This window comes from Gottfriedia sp. OAE603, from assembly GCF_040543965.1.
Lineage (GTDB): Bacteria > Bacillota > Bacilli > Bacillales > Bacillaceae_G > Gottfriedia > Gottfriedia solisilvae.
In genome coordinates this window covers 256006-275237 of record NZ_JBEUNN010000001.1, presented here as the reverse complement: position 1 = coordinate 275237, position 19232 = coordinate 256006, and the positions used below count along the sequence as shown (strand labels likewise).

The window sequence follows — 19232 nt, the reverse complement described above, 5'->3', positions numbered from 1 at the left end:
GATTTATAATCATTCAACGTATAAATAAACTATGGGTCAATACTTGTCCATTCTTATTTAAAATATGATTGAATTATGTAGGCTCATATTTATATTTTTAGGAGGAAGATTGTATGAAAGAAAGTTTACTAGACAGTTCAAATGAACCCAGCTGGTTAGATTTAATATTAGACTGTATTGATGCGGGTATCTCGCCATCTGAAGTTCAAGCATTTCTAACACAATCATCTTCTTCTGTAAAACAAGTCTAGCTGAAAGTAATTACATAATAAAACATGAAATAGCAAACCCTATCAACGTTTCCTAAGAATGGAAACATTGATGGGTTTTTTTATTTAATTACTTTAAATTATTCAATTTTTAAAACTTCCACTTTTCTACTATCACATTGATAGACTTGTCCCATACTATACTATATAAATAATTAAATACAATTGGAGATGTTTATTAGTTGAAAAAAATGCTTCTACTCTTCATAAGCACTTTATTATTAATAGCTGTTGTTGTAGTTCAAGTAGTTGCAATTAAAGATCCCCTAAATTTCACACCAAAAACCTCTAAAATTGCTAAATCTAAGTTAAGTAGTATTAAGTCCCTCTCGTTTAATTTACCAAATTATAGTTTCAGCAATATCAACCAAACCACACAAGTGAAAGTAACAGCTACTTATACAAACCTAACGAAAAAAGATGTAACAAATTTAGTAACATATTCTATCTCAAACAATACAATTGCAACGATTAGTAATTCAGGTATCATTACAGCTAAAAATAATGGTTTAGCTACAGTTTCAGCTACTCTAAATGGTGTAAAAGCCACTAGCACGATTACGGTCAACAGTTCTCCAGTCAAAGAACTTGTCTCTTTAACTGTTATACCTAATTCAATTGACTTAAAAACCAATGAGTCCAAAGCTCTAGCAGTTCAAGCGAATTATTCTGATCAATCGGTTGCAAATGTTACAACTAACAGCCAATATTCTTCCTCAAATCCAAATATTGCATCAATTAATGTTAATGGTGTCATAACAGCCATCAATCCTGGTTCTGCTACAATTTCAACTAGCTATGGAGGAAAAACACAATCTGTATTAGTAACTGTAACAGCTTTAGAAACAAATCAAGTGAATGTCAAAAATTTTGGCGCAGTCGGTAACGGTAGCTCAGATGACACAGCTGCTTTTCAATCAGCTATCGATTATCTAGGTTCTAGAGGTGGAGGGAATGTGTATATTCCTGCGGGAACGTACAGTTTACGTCCAATCTATCTAAAACCATTTGTAAATATAGTCGGTGAAAATCGTGATACTGTTACACTAAAACTATCTGATACAAGTGGCTCAGGTTACTATCGCGTCATTAATATGGCAAATGATACAAAAATACAAAATATCACATGTGATGGCAATGCGCTTAAACATCCAGATGGAATCGAGCATATGCATTGTATCTTTGCATTCGATGCGGATCGTATTGTAATTGATAACAATCGATTAAAAAATGCGGTTGCAGATGGTATCTCAATTTCAGGATCTACTGCAGCAAGTGATAATGTAACAATTTCAAACAATATTTTAGAAAATAATGGACGTTCTAATATTGTTATAGAACAAGTAAATCATTTAAAAATCTACAATAATATTAGTACAAATACTTTGGGACGCCCAGCTCTACACTTCGAGCCATGGGAAGAAATGAATTTTGATGATGCGAAAATTTACAATAACACTTTTACATCAAATGCATCCAATGGTGACTACTGCGTCCAACTTGAAGGCGGAAAAAATGATAACAATTATTTTAATCATGTAGAGTTCAATAATAATACCGTCAATTGTCCAACAGGCAGATTCCTAGTGATGGAGACAAATGGTGCGAAAATTTTTGATAATAAATTAAATGTTAGTCAAATATTTGTTTGGATTAAAAATAAGGATCTCGAAATCTACAGAAATACAATCAATTCAGTAGACGGATTTAAAATCGAGGGCACTTGGGGAATAAATTCCATTAATACACAGATTTACGATAACACTGTTTCGGCAACTGGGGACGCCGTTTCTATTATAGCTGGAGCAGAAAAAACAACTTTTTCAAGAAACGCATTTACAGGTAATGGTCAAGGGGCAGCCGCTTATATTTTTGCTACTGTAACTGATATCAAAGATACGTCTTTCATTGATAATACGTTTACAAATTTCGAAGTCGGAATTATTACGGATTATTATGACGTTCTAAAAATAGATGGATTACTTGTTCGCGGCAATACGTTTAAGAACACTAGTTACTATTCTCTTTATATAAAAGGGACGACAAAAAATGTGACAGTAGATCAAAACACCATCACTAATTCTTCCGGTGTTTTCATTACTGTACAAGATGGACCTATGGCGAACATATCCATTACAAATAATACGATTTCAGGTGGAAAAAATGGTATTTTCCAAACTTCGAGCGGTACAAAAGGCTCCTTAAATGGTTTATTGATTACAGGAAATCGCATTTCAAACACTACTGATCCAGGTGACACATGGCATACTGGTGCAGCAGTTGAATTAAACAAAAACTCTACGATCCCAACAAATGTATCAATTACTAATAATACGTTAACTGCAAACGTTGTTAATAAGATTACTGTACCAAGTGTATTACTTCCTTATGTTAAAAATAATATCTTCAATTAACAAACAAATAAGACAAGCCTCGTACCTTTTATCTTTCAGTTTAGCAATCACTTCATTTCAAAGAACAAGCGAATCCTAAATTGATTCGCTTGTTTTCATTTTAATTCACAGAAATTTATTTAATTTACTCGAAACTTATATGATATACTTTTTTATTATAGCTAACAGATGTGGGGTAACATGTATGATCGGAGAACGGATTAAAAAACTACGTTTACAACATGGAATATCTTTAACGGAGCTTGCCGAACGAGCAGGTGTTGCTAAGTCTTATATTAGTTCAATCGAACGTCAGCTTCAAACTAACCCTTCTATTCAAGTACTAGATAAAATATCAGAAGTTTTTAATACAACAGCAGAAAACCTACTTAAAGAAGATGATGATGTAATCAATGTAATAGATTCGGAATGGATGACTATATTGCAGGAGGCTATTGATTCAGGAATTCCAAAAGAGGAGTTAAAAAAATTTATTGAATTCAATAAGTTTAAACAAGGAAAATGAAAAATTAATAAATTGGTAAAAAAATAGTCCAAAAAAACCTACTAAAAATGTAATGGTAGGTTTTTATGGACTATTTAGTATTAATGACCATTCGTAATAATAGGATTTTCTATTTTCATTCTAATGAAAGTTGTTTACGTAACTCATGTGAAAGTGTAAGACGGTTTTTTTCTGGCACTTGGTAATAATAAATACCTTTGATTAGTTTTCCACTTCCTTGTAGTTGTTCTTGTTCAATATTTCCACTTGCTTGACGGTACTCTCTTTGAATTTTATAAATTTCTTGTATTGTAAAATTTGTTACTAAATTGTTTTTAATCGATTTTAATATCTCATCATAACCTATTAAATTTTCTATCTTTGCTCCTTGCGTAATGACAGCTTCAATAATTTGACGTTGTCTAGCTTCTCTTCCAAAATCACCATTCGGATCATCGTATCGCATACGAGTAAAACTAAGTGCATCGCTACCATCAAGAAAAAGGCTTCCTTTTTTAAAATGAACACCATCATTTGTAAAATCCAACGTATTATTAACCTTTACACCACCAATTGCATCTACCACATCCTTGAACCCTTCCATATTAACTTCCATATAGTAGTCAATTGGTATATTTAAGAATTTTTCGACCGTATTAACCGTCATTTGTACGCCACCAAATGCATATGCATGATTAATTTTATCTATACGATTTTTACCAACTATAAGGGTTCTCGTATCACGCGGAATACTAATTATCTTTGTTGTGTCATTGTTAGGATTAACTGTTAATAACATTAAAGAATCAGAACGTCCTCTATCACCTTCGCGTTTATCAACACCCAAAAGCAATACAGAAAACGGATCTTTTTCCACTACATTAATCGGTTCAACTCGTCTAACTGACTTCTTAATTGGTTGATAAATCACTTTAGATGTACTGACTACCTCATGATATATATACATTCCAAGTACTCCAACGATTAAAGCTAGACTGAGTAAAGTTAAACCCGCTTTTAACAAGATTTTTTTCCAATTCACGATCCTATGCCCCTTTTTCACTTAAAATTTGCAAATGAAAATAACCACTCTTTTATTAAATAAGTGGTATTATCATTAGAAATTTATTCTTTATTAAGAACAGAGATGTGTAAGTGAATGTATTTTTATTTATAAATTTAAGTATTTTATGATCTCTTCAACACTTTCCGCGATAAATACATTTTTACTTGCGCTTACTTCTTCTTTATTTTTAAACCCGTATCCATACGTTACAGCAATAAAGTCAATCCCCACCTGTTCAGCACCAATCGCATCATGCACACTATCACCGATTAAGACTACTTTAGATAAATCATCCTGTCTTAATTCGTTCAAACACATTAATATAATGTCAGATTTACTAAGCGTATCCATGTCATCAATTCCATTTATCGAGTCAAAGTACATCGATAATTCGAAATTCATTAAAATATCTTTCGCTAAATCATCTCTTTTTAAAGTTGCTACTCCGGTTTTATATTCTTTGTCTTTTAATGCTTTTAATAACTCCTTTACAAAACCATAATATTTTGCCTCATAAAGACCTTTTTCTTTATATCTTTGTCTATAAATTTCAACAGCTTCTCTCGCTTTACTCTCAGTAAAACCACATTCGCGAATAAAAGAATGATAAGGTGACGGACCAATAAAACTTCTTTGTTGTTCGCTTGTTAATTCTGAAACTCCCATTTTACTAGCTGTATAACTAGCACCTACCATTATTCCCTCGGAAGTATCTAATAATGTTCCATCTAAGTCAAAAATTACAGTGGAATATTTCATTTTGCCTCCAGCTCAATTAATGATGAAGTTTTATCATTTGGATCTAAATCATGATAAATAGTAGTCGTTACAAAATTTATTTCCATGTTTTTCTCAAGGAAAGCTAATTGCTTTCTAATCACTTCGTTTTTCTTCACAAGTTCTTCCATTTCAATATTATTAATCAATTCAGTAGAGTAGTAGTTTGTCGATTTATCGAGACTAAAGCCATCAAATCCAGCTAGATACACCTGTTTTACAGATAAACGGTTCAGAAGATTTAATAACATTAAACCGGCATTATCCGATATTGTTGGATTATCTAGAAGTAAATCAGAGTAATTTACGACTAAAGAATTATTCACCTTTGATTTAGTAATATTTGATGTAGTTATTAATAATGTATTATCTGTAATTTCTTTAATGGTATCTGCTATACCATCGAATCTTTTTAAATTGCTAATAAATATAGCATCACTCTTATAACTATCTGGGTTAAAATTCACACTAACAATAAAAGGATTATACCCTTTTATAAACTCCCTTATTTTTTCTACTTGTGTTTCAACAGATTTTCCAGGTGCGATTATAAGTACTTTTTGATTAGCAATAAGCCGATTTAATGCATCAAGATTTTCTGCATCATCAATTAAATGGATTTGATGATTAATATATAAATCCTCAATATATAACTCATCGTAAATATCCCTTTTTTTCAATGGAAGCTGTTTTAATATCGTATTAATGGATTTTACTGATATCGTTTGTTTATTCATTAAAAAAGAAGCGTAATTAGGGTGACAATAATTGATCGCTGCAATAAAATATGGAACTGAATAACCCCATTGAGATTCAGATGAAAATTTACTTAGATGCTCATCAATGATTTCTAATAATGGAACCACATTATATTTTTCTTCTATGTTTTCATTAATATATTGAGTTACAAGCTCTGTACATAGATTGCCTGCACCTCTTCCCATTCCAAATACGGAAGAATCTATGATTATATTTCTCTTAGTGTGTAGCATTAATAACTCTTGAGCATTTGAAAATGATAATTGGAGATTATTATGTGAATGAAATCCTATACTGATTGATTCATCCAGATTGTGGTCAATCAGATGATACATTCTTAAAAGATCATTTTTATACATGAGTCCAAGAGTATCCACCAAATAAAAAGCGTATGGTTTTAACTTATTAACTTTTTTAATAAGTTCTAGGAGGCTTTCATCTGAATAGCTTGTAGTTCCAACCGGTTGAATAAAGACTTTATAGCCTTTCTCCATTAATATTTTGCCATAGGCTAATGCCTCTTCAATTTCTTTTTCATTCTCGTGAAAGGTTAGTCGAAATCCGTCAATAGAAGTTCCATCGTACTCTTTAATTCTATCAATTGGAATATACGGTTGATCAATCATACCTACATAAGTAATATTTCTATTCTTCGAGCTAATAAATTCTTTAATAGTCTCGACATCATTAAAAATCGACTTATTATTAGTAAATTCAACATCTCTAACAAATCCACATTCGATAATATCAATGTTAGATATTGCTAACTTTTCAATGATCTTCTTAATGCTTTTTTGTCCAAAATTCCAATTATTAATATACCCACCATCTCGTAACGTACAATCGAGCAACCTAATATTATTCACGTTTACACCACGCATTCAAGTCGATTTTTTATGATCATTTTGACTTTTTCAAGATCTTTTGGTGTATCAACAGATAAAGTATTTACATCAGCTTCGATAAATTTAATTTTTTGTCCATTCTCCAAAAATCTAAATTCATCAATATCCTCTGCTTCTTCAATTGGTCCCCTTTTAGACTTATTGCAAAATTCAAGTGCACTTTTAGTAAAACATTGCACACCAACAAATTTTTTATAGTTAAATTCATAAGTTCCCTTTGGATAAGGAATTGGACTTCTAGCCATATATAGTCCATACCCAAATACATCTGTCGCAATTTTTATTTTCGAAAAATCAACTGCTTCTAATGGATTCTTTAACACTGTCATAAGATTTGATATATAAATTGAGTTTGGATCAACGTCTTTTGGTAATATTTTAGAAATCGCTTGAGACTCAATTAAAGGCTCATCTCCATTTACATTCACGTAAAAATCTGCGTCAATCTTTGTAGAAACTTCATGTAGTCGATCTAGATGTGTTTTGTGACTTTCGGAGGTCATTACAGTTTTAATCCCATATTCTTCGCAGACATTTTTAATTCTTACATCATCTGTAGCTACATAAACCTCAAAAAGTTCATTTACCAGTTTCAACTGCTGGTGTACCCACCATATCATTGGTTTCCCACATATATCTGCTAATGGTTTCCCTTTAAATCTTGAAGAATTAAACCTAGCTGGAATAACTCCAACAATTTTCATAGCGTTTCCTCCTATTTAACGAATATTTGTTTCTTATAACGAACGGAAATATAAAAAAATAGAGTTATTTCTATTCATAACACTAATTATTTAACAAAATTAAACTGAGAGTACAAGGTAAAATCCCTTATGCGTTCGTAATAACGAACGAACTATAAAATAAAACTAACACTTATTAATAAGTGTGTCAATTAAATAAAATAGAATTTTCAGAATTTAAAACAATCTTATAAATTGCATAAATTTGCTGTAACCAACCATTTATTTTAATAACTTATATAGTTCTTTCCATTAATTCTTCTAACTCTTTATTTATTGATAATACTTCGTCAAGATTTACTCTCTCAAATACTTCGAGCATCCCGCCTCTTGTAGCATTATAAATTTTGATTTGACTCCGATCTGAAAATTTCTTTGCTTCCTTAAAAGCACTAATCATTCTTTTTACAGCTTCCGATGACTGTTCTATTAATCCATAATCTTTAAAATGCTGTGCACCATTAATTGAGTAATTACAGTCAACACCCACTAAATAAATTTCACTAAATCCCATATAAACTGCTAACTGAATCATTGAATACGTAATTGAATAACCATCATAGACCACTGAATATGAATCATTACTAAATTTTGTACGATAATTTTTATGAAAAGTATTATGGTTTAAATAATTTAACGGAAATACAAAATAACCATCTGAAATATTCTTTTCTTTTGAAATCGAGTCACTAATAAATTTATTTTTTAAATCATACTTTTCAATTGAATTTTCTAGTAAATTAAAGACCTTTACATCTTGTATACCATAGTAGGTGGGTCTCCAATCAGTTTCATCAAAAGATAAACAGATTGAATTCATACTAATGGTTGTTTCATTTTTTAATTTTTTAAGGTCATCAATTGTTAAACTCGGTCCTGTAGCAACAATAAAGCATCTTTGGCCTTTATGTGTATTTTTAAATAATTTCATTTTTTCATATTGGCTGCTTTTATTAATGTTCATTACACGAAAGAACTTATTTATATTGAAATAAATCCTTGGAATCAAGTGAAATCGAATATTAGATTTTGTTCTACTTATATGGTAAATAAAAAAGTGTGTGAATTTATTTTTGCTTAAAGTATTGATTAATGTCACTATTTATCACCTCTTTTAATTAAAAACTTTTACCTTTTTAGTGAAAATTCTTTCTCATTCTGCAATCTTTTTAGAATGATAGAATGTTTCATTTTTACTTTCTAAGTTATTACTAAGATCTATCTTTTTTAACTTTGGAAGCTTTTCTAAAAGTCTAAAATCTGTAATATTATTATTACTTAAGTTGAGTTTTTCTAGATTCAAAAAATATTGTAAACCGTCTAAATTTGAAATATTTTTCCCACTTAAGTCTAATTCTGTTATTTTACTTAGTTCTGAAATAGATATCCATTGTTCAAGTGGATTCGAGATTATTTCTCTAATCGAACTTTCCATATTACGATCAATAAATGTAGCCACCCCAGCAATTTCAGCTGTAGTATAGAATTCTAAATCGATATTTTTTGCCTCATCAATAATGTCTTGAATCGTTTCAGGCGAGATTCTATATTTACCACTTTCCAAAGACTGTTCTTCCCAACCAAAATCACTCCAATCTATCTCATCAGGTAAAATAGAATGGCACATAAAGATTACATTCGTACCTGATTCTTTAGCGATTCTCAATATTTTTTTTACGTACTCTACATCACTTAATACAATTTCATCAATTCCAATAGAAGGTACATAACCTGTTTGATTAAATTCGACTAAATTATTTTTATCGCTAAATCCACCTCTCACAACTTTAAAATATTTAGAAACCAATTCTAAAATGTGGCTTTCAGTGTAATTAACATAAGGGAAAGAATAAGTAACGGGTTTCTTGAATTTTTCTTTTGTTTTAGAATGGCTTTGCTTTTCTATCCATTTAAATAATGGTTTAATTTCATGTTCTACCCAGTTATTTAATCCAAACTCTTTTGCGTAATTAACAGCATTCTCATGTTTAAATCCATGATGTGCAATTTCATGGCCATTTGACTGTAAATCAATCAACATATCTATTTCTTTTTGAGTATGTTCCCGCTGTCCTTCAAAGTGATGAAAAGCATTGATATTAAAAGTAACCTTTACATCGTAAAATCCAAATAAATCTTTTCCATATTTGTACCAATCATTTATTCTAAAGCTATCATCAAATGAAAATGCTATACCAGGTTTATTAATATATGGAATGTATTTGTCTTCACTTTGTATGTGCATATTAGAACTTTTATTAATATCTTTGATTAACCTTTTCCAAAACTTCCTTTTATAATATGTTGAAATACGCTCCCTAAGATATTCTTTAATTAGTACTCTCATTTGATTCCTCACTATTCATTTATTTTAATTCTTTAGATTGCAGGCATCCCTAATTTATCCTCAACAGATACTAATCTACCTTTATTAATTTTGAATACCTTATCGCAATTTTTAATCGTACTTAATCTGTGAGCTATAATGATTAAAGTCTTTTCACCTTTCAAATCATCAATAGCACTCATAATGTCCTTTTCAGTTTCATTATCTAGAGCTGATGTAGCTTCATCCATAAAAATAATTTCAGGATTATGATATAAAGCCCTAGCAATTCCAATCCGTTGACGTTGACCTCCAGAAAGTCTAATTCCCCTTTCTCCTACCGTTGTGTCTAACTGATTTGGTTGGCCTTCTATAAAGTCTTTTAACTGAGCTTGTTCTAAAGCATTCCACACTGCATGATCGTCAATCTGATCCTTCGGTACGCCAAATGCAACGTTTTCTCTGATCGAATCATCTGTAAGAAAAATAGATTGGGGGATATATCCTATTTTTTGTTGCCATATAGATTTAATTTCACTTATATTTTCACCATCTACTAAAATACTACCTTTTTCTGGTTGAAATAGTCCAAGTATCATATCAACCAATGTAGTCTTCCCAGCACCCGACTCTCCAATGAATGCTACTGATTGACCGATTGGTATTGTTAAAGAAATATCCTTTAAAGAATACTCTTTTTGATTTGGATAACGAAAAGAGATTTCATTTAACTTTATAGAATCCGTAAACTTTCCAATATCACTCTTATTTACAGCCGATTCTATTGTCCCTTTATTTGAATAAGTTTCATTATTTGTAAACAAATCCTCGTAAACAACTGTTAATGCAGGCTTACTAAAACGGATAGCTGTTATCATATTCATTACACGATTAATTGATGGCATCAGGCGAAATGCTGCCATTCCAAATAATGCCATTGTAGATACTATATTGGCTGTATTTTTCCCTTGAAAAATAATGATTAATACCATTATTAGTACGATCATTACTAGTATTGTTTCGATAAAAAGCCTTGGAGATTGTTCTAGCATCATTCTATATCGCTTAATATTTGCGTTTATCTGACTCTTACTAGTGTAGGCACTAACAAAATAACTTTCTTTACCAGTGACCTTAACTTCCTTGCACGCACCAAGCCCTTGATTGACCCATTTAATCATCATTCCATCAACAACTTGTTGCTGTTTTGCTAATTTATTAATTTTTTTACGAAAAATTTTAAAAAATAGGAATACGCTTCCTCCTAAAAGGCCTGAAGCTATAATTGTTGATATAGATGTCGTATATAACAACAAACCCATTATGCATGCAATTACTAAGATTTCTGTTATTAACATAAATGCTGACATAATAATTCCTTGAAACAAATTCGGTACTTCTATATTTACATTTCGAAGTAGATCTGCTGTATTTCTTTGTAGATGAAAGGTATAGGGTTTGGATAAATATGTTTCAAATAGTCTTTTTGATAGTTTAACTTGTTGATTTAAAACGATCCTATTTTGCACATATAGAAAGAGGAGAATATAGAGATTTTTAACAATAAAAATAAAAAGTAAAGCGATTACTGCAAAAATCATAAAAGTAGTTGTAGATTGAAAATTGAAGAATTTGTATAAATAATTGATGCTAGCTTGTTCAGTTATCATAGATGGATTTGTTACTATCCCCACAAAAGGAACAATGACCCCTATACCAAAAGTTTCAAATAGGGCGGAAACGATCATCATAAAAAATATGAGTAATAATTTTTTCTTTTCTCCTTTGTTAAATAACAAAAGCACTTTTTTGGTATTATCAATCATTTTATTCACCTTTTCCTTCTAAATGTCCGCTTTGGTCTTTTTATTCTCTTTTATGTTCATTATTTTGCCATTTTATAAATTCAAAAACTGACCTATATTCATGTAGTTTTTCAATTTCAATTCCTGATTTTTTTAGTTCCTTTACTAAATCAAGCCAATCGCTTTCTGGAAGTATTGGATTTTCGGGTTTATTGGCTAACAAGTTTTTCAAATCTACTCCTAGAACCTTGGATATTTTCCCCATTACTTGTATTGAAGGATTATGATTTATTTCACGTTCAATGTTGCTCAAGTAAGACTTGGAGATATTGGCTTGTTCAGCGAGTTCGGTCAGTGTAAGTCCCTTTTTTTTACGAATCTCATAAATGTTTTTTCCAATCATTTTTCTATACCTCATTCTTTCCGTCACTCAACGCCTTGTTTACTCATACTTTGTATTGTATGTTTAAGACAACTAATGACTTTGTTTTGTTCGTCTTCCAATAGATTAGAACCGGAAGGAAGACAGATCCCTGTTTCAAACAATTGCTCAGCAACATGCTCGCCTTTCGAATGGGAATAATAACGGGTATTTAGAAAGATAGGTTGAAGATGAAGCGGTTTCCACACATGTCGAGCTTCAATATTATTTTCATTAAACATTTCAATCAGTTCTTTTGCAGAAACTCCTGACTGCCCTTCATTTATCGTTAAAGTAGTTAGCCACCGATTACTACGTGTATTCTCTAACTCAGGCATAAATGTAACACCTGGTAAATGTACTAATTCTTGATAATAACGTTTGAATATTCTTCTTCTTGCTTCTACGCGCTCTTCTAAAACTTGCAATTGAGCTCTTCCAATTCCAGCTAATATATTGCTCAGTCGGTAATTATAACCTGTAACACTATGCTGATAATGTTGAGCAGGATCTCTAGCTTGGGTTGCTAAAAATCTAGCTCTTTTTATAGCCTCTGCATTTTCAGATATAAGCGCTCCTCCACCAGAAGTCGTAATAATTTTATTACCATTAAAAGAAAAGATACTAAATTCACCAAATGTACCACTTGGTCTTCCTTTATATGTAGAGCCCAATGATTCAGCTGCATCCTCAATCATTGGAACGCCATATTCAGTACACAAAGATAATATCTCATCCATCTTTGCTACTTGACCATAAAGGTTCACAACTATGACAGCTTTTGGTAAATTTCTTTCTAAGTAAGCTTCCCTTAGTGCTCTTTCAAGTGCTGGTGGGGACATGTTCCATGTATCTGGTTCTGAATCAATGAAAACCGGTTCTGCGCCCTGGTAAATAATAGGATTAGCACTTGCTACGAAAGTAAGACTTGAGCAAAATACTTTATCACCTTTTGAAACTCCTAATAAAGAAAGAGCCAAATGAATAGCAGCCGTTCCTGAACTGACGGCAATGGCTTCACTGGCTCCCAAATAGTTTATAATTTCTTTCTCAAATTCATCTACATTAGGTCCTAAAGGAGCAACCCAATTTGTATCAAACGCATCTTGTATATACTTTTGTTCGTTACCACTCATATGTGGCGGAGATAAATAGATTCTTGATAAAGACACTTCAATATGACCACCTTTTTAGGAGATTTCTATACCCAAATCTATATTTTTTATAATTCTTGCAGGACTCCCGACCGCTGTACTATATGAAGGAATATGATGAATGACCGTTGAACCTGCCCCAACAATCGACCAATTTCCAACCTTTATTCCAGGTATGATTGTCGCCGAAGCCCCGATATGGGCTCCTTCTTCTACTAAAACATTACCGGTTAATGTCGTATTTGGTGAGAGATGCGTATAATGACCGATATTATTGTCATGCTCTATAATTGCACCAGTATTAATAATGCAGTGCTCACCAATTGTCGCATCTGCATTGATGATTGCATTTGGCATGACAACTGTTCCATTTCCAATTTTGGATGAAGAGCTTACAATTGCCGATGGGTGAACTACAGTAACATATTTTTCATTTTTTAAATTGATTGTATAAACGATTTGTTTTCTTATCTTATTATCACCTACAGCAATTACAACTTTGACATCATCATCTAAAAATTTTTGTAAGTAAGAGATAGGCGCATAGATGATTCCATTTTCTTGTTTTTCATCTGTATACTTTTCATCTAAAACTGCTAAAATTTCATGGTTCTTTAAAGAAGAAATCATATCTTGGATGACCTTGCTATGTCCACCATTACCTAAAATAATAATTCTCATCTTACATCACTTCATTAGATCCCGTGAATTTTTCCATTGTTACTTGGCCTTGCTGCGATATTCCTTCTTTCTTTAAAACTTTTTTAGCAGTCATCGTAAGGATTTTTAAATCTAAAAGTAGATTATGATTTTCTGCATACCATACGTCCATTTTAAATTTCTCCTCCCATGTAAGTGCATTTCTACCATTTACTTGAGCCCAACCAGTGATTCCCGGCTTCACATTATGACGAGCCATTTGTTCTTTCGTATACAGAGGTAAATATTCCATTAAGAAAGGTCTAGGACCTACTAAACTCATCTCGCCTTTTACTACGTTAACCAGTTGGGGAAATTCATCTACACTATATTTTCTTAGAAATTCTCCAAATTTGGTTAAGCGTAAATCATCTGAAAGTTGATTTCCATGTTCATCTTGTATATTTTTCATTGTACGAAATTTGTATAGATAAAATGACTCTCCATGCAATCCAGGTCGCTGTTGAGTAAAAAGTACTGGTGCCCCCATTTTGAATCTCACCAATAAGGATACTACAACTAAAATTGGAGAAAACAATATTAAGAGAGTCAGAGAAATGAATAAATCTATTACTCGTTTCATATAAACTTTACCCCTATTTTTAGGCTATTTAGTATTTACCTGTTAGTAGAACAAGTTGTTTGTATATACTTAATCATCTCGTTTAAAAACTCTTTAGTTTTTATCTCACTCTGCTCATTTCCTTTTTTATAAAAATCTTCAAGTAATTCTTGAAACTGCTTTTGGGTTAAATTAATCGATTCCAATGGTACCCCTCACTTAAAAAAAACTAAAAATCCGCTGCTTTAGTTAGAACCGGTTGTTTCTCACTATGTTGATTTTCCAACTCTTCGTTATATCCGTTAGGATTGTTCTTTTGCCATCTCCATATATCTCTACACATTGCTTCAATTCCTCTACTAGCTTTCCAACCGAGTTGAATTCTTGCCTTTGTAACATCAGCAAAACATATTGCCACGTCACCTGGACGGCGATCCTTCATTACATATGGAATATTTATACCAGAAGCTTTTTCAAATGCTTTTACCATCTCTAACACACTATATCCCATCCCTGTACCGAGATTATAAGCATTTATACCATGGATACACTGCACTTTCTCTAAAGCTCTGAGGTGACCAATCGCCAAGTCAACCACATGTATATAATCTCTTATTCCTGTTCCGTCTATCGTAGGATAATCGTTTCCATATACACTCAAACTCAATAACCTCCCCACTGCCACCTGTGCAATATACGGCATAAGATTATTTGGAATTCCTTTTGGATCTTCTCCAATAAGACCACTTTCATGGGCTCCAATCGGATTAAAATATCGTAATAAAGCAATACTCCAAGACTGATCCGAATGATATAAGTCTCTTAAGATTTCCTCAATCATCAGTTTCGTGCGACCATATGGATTCTCAGCTCCTAAAACTGTTTCTTCACTAATTGGAATCTGATTTGTTGATCCATATACCGTAGCTGATGAGCTAAATACAAGTTTCTTTACTCCATATTTTTTCATTATTTCGCATAGGTTAATTGTGCCAGTTACATTATTTTGATAATACTTAAGAGGGAAATTATTAGATTCCCCAACTGCTTTAAGCCCAGCAAAATGAATAACAGCACTTATTTTATTTTCAGAAAAAATAACATCTAAAGCATCTTTATTTAATAAATCCGCTTCATAATATTTAAAGTCCTTACCGGTAATTGTTCGAACGCGACTCAAAGATTCTGCTTTACTATTTAAAAAATTATCTACCACCACTATTTCATAACCTGCATTTAACAGCTCTACACAAGTATGACTACCAATATAGCCTGATCCACCTGTTATTAAAATTTTCATTATTCTGTCCCCTTTAGGTTTCAACAGTTTATTTCTATGGAATACATAAAATATTAATCATATATAAAAATGCATCTCACTTAGTTATCTAATTAAGGTGCATTTTTATAAATATTATTTTCATTTAGCAAAATGTAAGGTTCGATCTAATATAGACTTTAAATATTCGTAGTAATTTTCCCTATAAACTTTCCAAGACTCTGAAGATTCTTATCCTTTTCAGAAAGAATAATTTTATGATCTACCAACTCTAATGGCCAAGTAATTCCTAAATCTGGGTCATTCCAAATGATTCCATCGTCTAAGTCTCCATAAAATTTTTCTGAACACTTATAAGAAACAATTGATGGTTCAATGACCAAATACCCGTGCCCAAAATGTTCAGGGACATATAGAGATTCTTTTCGATCTCCAGAAAGATAAAAACCTCTCCACTTTCCAAAAGTTGGCGAGGTTTTTCTTAAATCGACAATTACATCAAATATTTTCCCTGTTAAGCAACGAACTAATTTAGCTTGTTCCTTTACTCTTTGGAAATGTATTGCTCTCATAACACCCTTTTCTGAGCTAGTATAAAATACTTCTTTTAACTCATGGTCAAACCCGTTTTCTTTAAACACTTCTTCGGAATAATCTTTAATAAAATCGCCTCTTTCATCTTTTGCTACAAAGGGCTTAATTATATATGCACCTTTTAAATCTAACTCCTCAAATTGAAACTGTTGAATCATTCGATTAACCCCCTTCAAATTTGTTTACATTTTTACTTCCTGCAAAGCATTAATAGTTTCCTGGATATTTTGTTTAAAAGTATTTTTAATTGTAAATCCAGTATCTCTTTTTAAACTGGTTGTATCGAACCATTCCATATCATACTCCAGACCATCTTCAGGCCTTTCTCCTAGACCAATTTCAGCATTACTACCATAAATTTCTTTAATAGTTAGAAGATACTCTTTCAAAATACGAGGAGAGCCGCTTCCGATAAAATAACAAGATTCATTTGTATTTTCCTTACCTATAAGGTATAAAGCTTTGGCTGCATCTTTAATGTACATTAAATCGTATGGCTGCTCGGCCTTAGAGAAAGAAGGCTTGTTACCTTGTTGTAGTTCTTTGAGAGTGTAACTAATGATATTACCCGTAAGGTTATTGCCACCATAAATATTTGACAACCTGGCCCATACAAATGGTAAATCTAGATTTTTACATAAAATTTCTAATAAACAGTGCGTAGTATGTTTGGCAACACCATAAATAGAATTCATTGCATTTATATCGAGATTTAGAATATTCTTTGCTATTTCTTCTGTTATTGTTCCTGTACATATGAATTTTTTACAATTTAATTTTTTTGCAACTACGGCACTATCACAAGCATATCGGGCATTTAACAACTGTAATTGATAATCTGCTCGATCACTACCATTTATTCCATCCCAAGCTAAGTGGTAAAAAACGTCAATATCTCTATCTACTACTAAATCTACTAAAGTTGAAATAGAATTTAGCTCAACATATAGAATTTTTACGTTTTCTGGAAGAGTATCAATCTTTGAATCTCTGTTTCTTACTACAGCAATAACTTCTACATTATTTTTTTGTAATTCTTTAATAAGCCATGTTCCTATATAACCATTTGCCCCTGTAACGATAGCTTTTTTCATATGAATCACCTATTCTTAATTTTTATATAATCGCGATTTGTCATAAACTCTTCTATTTGCTCTTCCATCGTAAGAGCTATATTACCTTTACTAAGGTATGCTCTTGTCCATTCAATCGTCTTCTCAATTGCTTTTTCTATATTCCATCTCGGTTCCCATCTAAATGTATTTTTTATTTTGGAGCAATCTAACTTTAAGAAATTGGCTTCATGTACCCCACTATCGGACTGATTTACCCAAAATAAACCCTCACCCCAAGTCTCACAAAATAACTCTGTTAATCTCTCGGTTGTAACACAGTCATTTTCATTAGGCCCAACATTATAGTAGCCTTCATAATTTTTGTTTTGAAACTGCTTTTCGCAGATTAGTAAATAAGCATTAAGTGGCTCCAAAACATGTTGATATGGTCTAATAGATAAAGGATTTCTTAAAATGATATATTCTTTATTCGTTGCTGCCCTTATACAATCAGGGATTACGCGATCATTTGCGAAGTCCCCTCCTCCAATTACATTACCTGCCCTCGCAGTCGATATTGAAATATCTGTATTTAGAAAGAAAGAGTTTTTATAGCATTGTGTTATGATTTCAGAACATGATTTACTATTAGAATATGGATCATATCCGTTCAATACATCTATTTCTCTGTATCCCCAATCCCATTCATTGTTCTGATAAACTTTATCTGTTGTTACGTTTAATACGGATTTTACAGTTGTGCTTTCCCTTATACATTCAAGAAAATTTACTGTACCCATCACATTTGTCTCATAAGTTAAGTGAGGATCGCTATAAGAATCTCTTACAATGGGTTGTGCGGCAAGATGAATAGCTATTTCTGGTTCTGCTTCAAGGAACGTCTGCTTTAGTAATTGTAAATTTCTTACATCACCTATTATTGAATTCATTTGGCTCTCTATTCCACTAAGTGAAAATAAATTCGGATCAGTTGGTGGTTTTAAGGAATAACCCGTTACTTCTGCCCCTGCATTAATAAGCATTTTACATAGCCATGTTCCTTTAAAACCTGTATGACCGGTAACAAATACTTTTTTACCTTTGTAAAAATCCAGCATAAATATCCCACACTTTCCACGGGGCTTTCCCATTTTCCCACAAACGTTCTAAGAGCTCTTTATCACGTAACGTATCCATACATTGCCAAAAACCATAATGTCTGTAAGCCTTTAATTCTCCTATGATGGCTAATGTCTCCAATGGTTCGTTTTCAAAAACCGTGGAATCTCCATCAATATAATCAATAACCTCAGGATTTAACACCATAAATCCTCCGTTAATCCAACCACCATCTTCTTTTGATTTTTCTTTAAATTTATTAATCTGTTCTTCTTTATCAATATCTAGCATCCCAAAGCGACCACCTGGTTGTATCGCAGTAATTGTAGCCATTTTCCCACTAGATTTATGAAATTGTACTAATCCTTGAATATCAACATTTGCTACTCCATCACCATAAGTAAGCATAAAAGGCTCATTTCCAATATATTCTTTAACTCTTTTAATACGACCGCCTGTCATTGTATTAAGTCCAGTGTTCACTAGAGTAACTTTCCATGGTTCAGTATTATTATTATGAATAATCATTTTATTTTCAGCAGTAAAGTCAAACGTTACATCAGACATATGTAGGTAATAATCAGCAAAAAACTCTTTTATTACATACTGTTTATAGCCACAACAAACGACGAAATCATTATAGCCAAATGAAGAATAGTATTTCATAATATGCCAAAGAATAGGCTTTCCTCCTATTTCAATCATTGGTTTAGGCTTTAAATGACTTTCTTCACTAATCCTAGTTCCAAAACCACCCGCTAAAATGACAACTTTCATGCTAGTTCCTCCATTCTTAACATC

Annotated in this window: 20 protein-coding genes; 3 read left to right on the top strand and 17 right to left on the bottom strand. The window is 31.9% G+C overall.

Going from position 1 to position 19232, the window contains the following annotated elements; all coding sequences use genetic code 11:
* Nucleotides 1-113 precede the first annotated feature (113 nt).
* The 3 genes from ABID96_RS01250 (at nt 114) to ABID96_RS01240 (ending at nt 3188) form a co-directional block, all read left to right on the top strand.
* The gene (locus tag ABID96_RS01250) at nt 114-251 is read left to right on the top strand and encodes a hypothetical protein (protein WP_192603509.1); all 138 of its coding nucleotides are present in this window, start codon (nt 114-116) and stop codon (nt 249-251) included.
* 209 nt (nt 252-460) lie between these two features.
* Nucleotides 461-2683 (top strand): right-handed parallel beta-helix repeat-containing protein, encoded by a 2223-nt coding sequence (locus ABID96_RS01245; protein WP_377897018.1) that lies wholly within the window; start codon nt 461-463, stop codon nt 2681-2683.
* 184 nt (nt 2684-2867) lie between these two features.
* A complete protein-coding gene (locus ABID96_RS01240) occupies nt 2868-3188 on the top strand; it encodes a helix-turn-helix domain-containing protein (protein WP_192603511.1) in 321 nt (106 codons plus the stop codon).
* 115 nt (nt 3189-3303) lie between these two features.
* Here ABID96_RS01240 and ABID96_RS01235 read toward each other — a convergent pair whose 3' ends face one another.
* From ABID96_RS01235 to rfbF, 17 genes are all read right to left on the bottom strand, one after another.
* Nucleotides 3304-4209, bottom strand: coding sequence for an LCP family glycopolymer transferase (locus ABID96_RS01235; RefSeq protein ID WP_377896542.1), 906 nt, complete (start codon nt 4207-4209; stop codon nt 3304-3306).
* Nucleotides 4210-4338: 129 nt separating this feature from the next.
* Entirely contained in the window at nt 4339-4992 is a 654-nt protein-coding gene (locus ABID96_RS01230) for an HAD hydrolase-like protein (protein ID WP_192603512.1), read from the bottom strand.
* The gene (locus tag ABID96_RS01225) at nt 4989-6635 is read right to left on the bottom strand and encodes an aldolase catalytic domain-containing protein (protein ID WP_192603513.1); all 1647 of its coding nucleotides are present in this window, start codon (nt 6633-6635) and stop codon (nt 4989-4991) included. The genes ABID96_RS01230 and ABID96_RS01225 overlap by 4 nt, the downstream gene beginning before the upstream one ends.
* Nucleotides 6636-6637: 2 nt before the next feature.
* Nucleotides 6638-7378, bottom strand: a complete 741-nt coding sequence (locus ABID96_RS01220) for a 3-deoxy-manno-octulosonate cytidylyltransferase (protein ID WP_192603514.1) — start codon at nt 7376-7378, stop codon at nt 6638-6640.
* A gap of 274 nt (nt 7379-7652) precedes the next feature.
* On the bottom strand, nt 7653-8381 hold the full coding sequence (locus tag ABID96_RS01215) for a 6-hydroxymethylpterin diphosphokinase MptE-like protein (protein ID WP_192603515.1): 729 nt from the start codon (nt 8379-8381) through the stop codon (nt 7653-7655).
* A gap of 189 nt (nt 8382-8570) precedes the next feature.
* On the bottom strand, nt 8571-9764 hold the full coding sequence (locus ABID96_RS01210) for a leucine-rich repeat domain-containing protein (protein WP_192603516.1): 1194 nt from the start codon (nt 9762-9764) through the stop codon (nt 8571-8573).
* Between the two features lie 32 nt (nt 9765-9796).
* Nucleotides 9797-11569 carry an ABC transporter ATP-binding protein gene (locus tag ABID96_RS01205; RefSeq protein WP_192603694.1) on the bottom strand — a complete coding sequence of 591 codons (1773 nt, stop codon included), beginning with the start codon at nt 11567-11569 and terminating at the stop codon, nt 9797-9799.
* A 40-nt stretch (nt 11570-11609) separates the two neighbouring features.
* Nucleotides 11610-11951 (bottom strand): helix-turn-helix domain-containing protein, encoded by a 342-nt coding sequence (locus tag ABID96_RS01200; RefSeq protein WP_192603517.1) that lies wholly within the window; start codon nt 11949-11951, stop codon nt 11610-11612.
* A 23-nt stretch (nt 11952-11974) separates the two neighbouring features.
* A complete protein-coding gene (locus ABID96_RS01195; protein ID WP_192603695.1) occupies nt 11975-13105 on the bottom strand; it encodes a DegT/DnrJ/EryC1/StrS family aminotransferase in 1131 nt (376 codons plus the stop codon).
* 54 nt (nt 13106-13159) lie between these two features.
* A complete protein-coding gene (locus ABID96_RS01190; protein WP_088001259.1) occupies nt 13160-13804 on the bottom strand; it encodes an acetyltransferase in 645 nt (214 codons plus the stop codon).
* A 1-nt stretch (nt 13805) separates the two neighbouring features.
* Entirely contained in the window at nt 13806-14405 is a 600-nt protein-coding gene (locus tag ABID96_RS01185; RefSeq protein WP_192603518.1) for a sugar transferase, read from the bottom strand.
* A gap of 35 nt (nt 14406-14440) precedes the next feature.
* Nucleotides 14441-14590 (bottom strand): YwzD family small protein, encoded by a 150-nt coding sequence (locus tag ABID96_RS20775; protein WP_192603519.1) that lies wholly within the window; start codon nt 14588-14590, stop codon nt 14441-14443.
* A 23-nt stretch (nt 14591-14613) separates the two neighbouring features.
* Nucleotides 14614-15684, bottom strand: a complete 1071-nt coding sequence (galE, locus tag ABID96_RS01180) for a UDP-glucose 4-epimerase GalE (RefSeq protein WP_192603520.1) — start codon at nt 15682-15684, stop codon at nt 14614-14616.
* A gap of 158 nt (nt 15685-15842) precedes the next feature.
* Nucleotides 15843-16415, bottom strand: coding sequence for a dTDP-4-dehydrorhamnose 3,5-epimerase (gene rfbC, locus ABID96_RS01175; RefSeq protein ID WP_192603521.1), 573 nt, complete (start codon nt 16413-16415; stop codon nt 15843-15845).
* 24 nt (nt 16416-16439) lie between these two features.
* A complete protein-coding gene (locus tag ABID96_RS01170) occupies nt 16440-17351 on the bottom strand; it encodes an NAD-dependent epimerase/dehydratase family protein (RefSeq protein ID WP_192603522.1) in 912 nt (303 codons plus the stop codon).
* Nucleotides 17352-17356: 5 nt separating this feature from the next.
* On the bottom strand, nt 17357-18430 hold the full coding sequence (gene rfbG, locus ABID96_RS01165; protein ID WP_192603523.1) for a CDP-glucose 4,6-dehydratase: 1074 nt from the start codon (nt 18428-18430) through the stop codon (nt 17357-17359).
* The gene (gene rfbF / locus ABID96_RS01160) at nt 18408-19208 is read right to left on the bottom strand and encodes a glucose-1-phosphate cytidylyltransferase (RefSeq protein WP_192603524.1); all 801 of its coding nucleotides are present in this window, start codon (nt 19206-19208) and stop codon (nt 18408-18410) included. Before rfbF ends, rfbG begins: the two co-directional genes overlap by 23 nt.
* Nucleotides 19209-19232 lie beyond the last annotated feature (24 nt).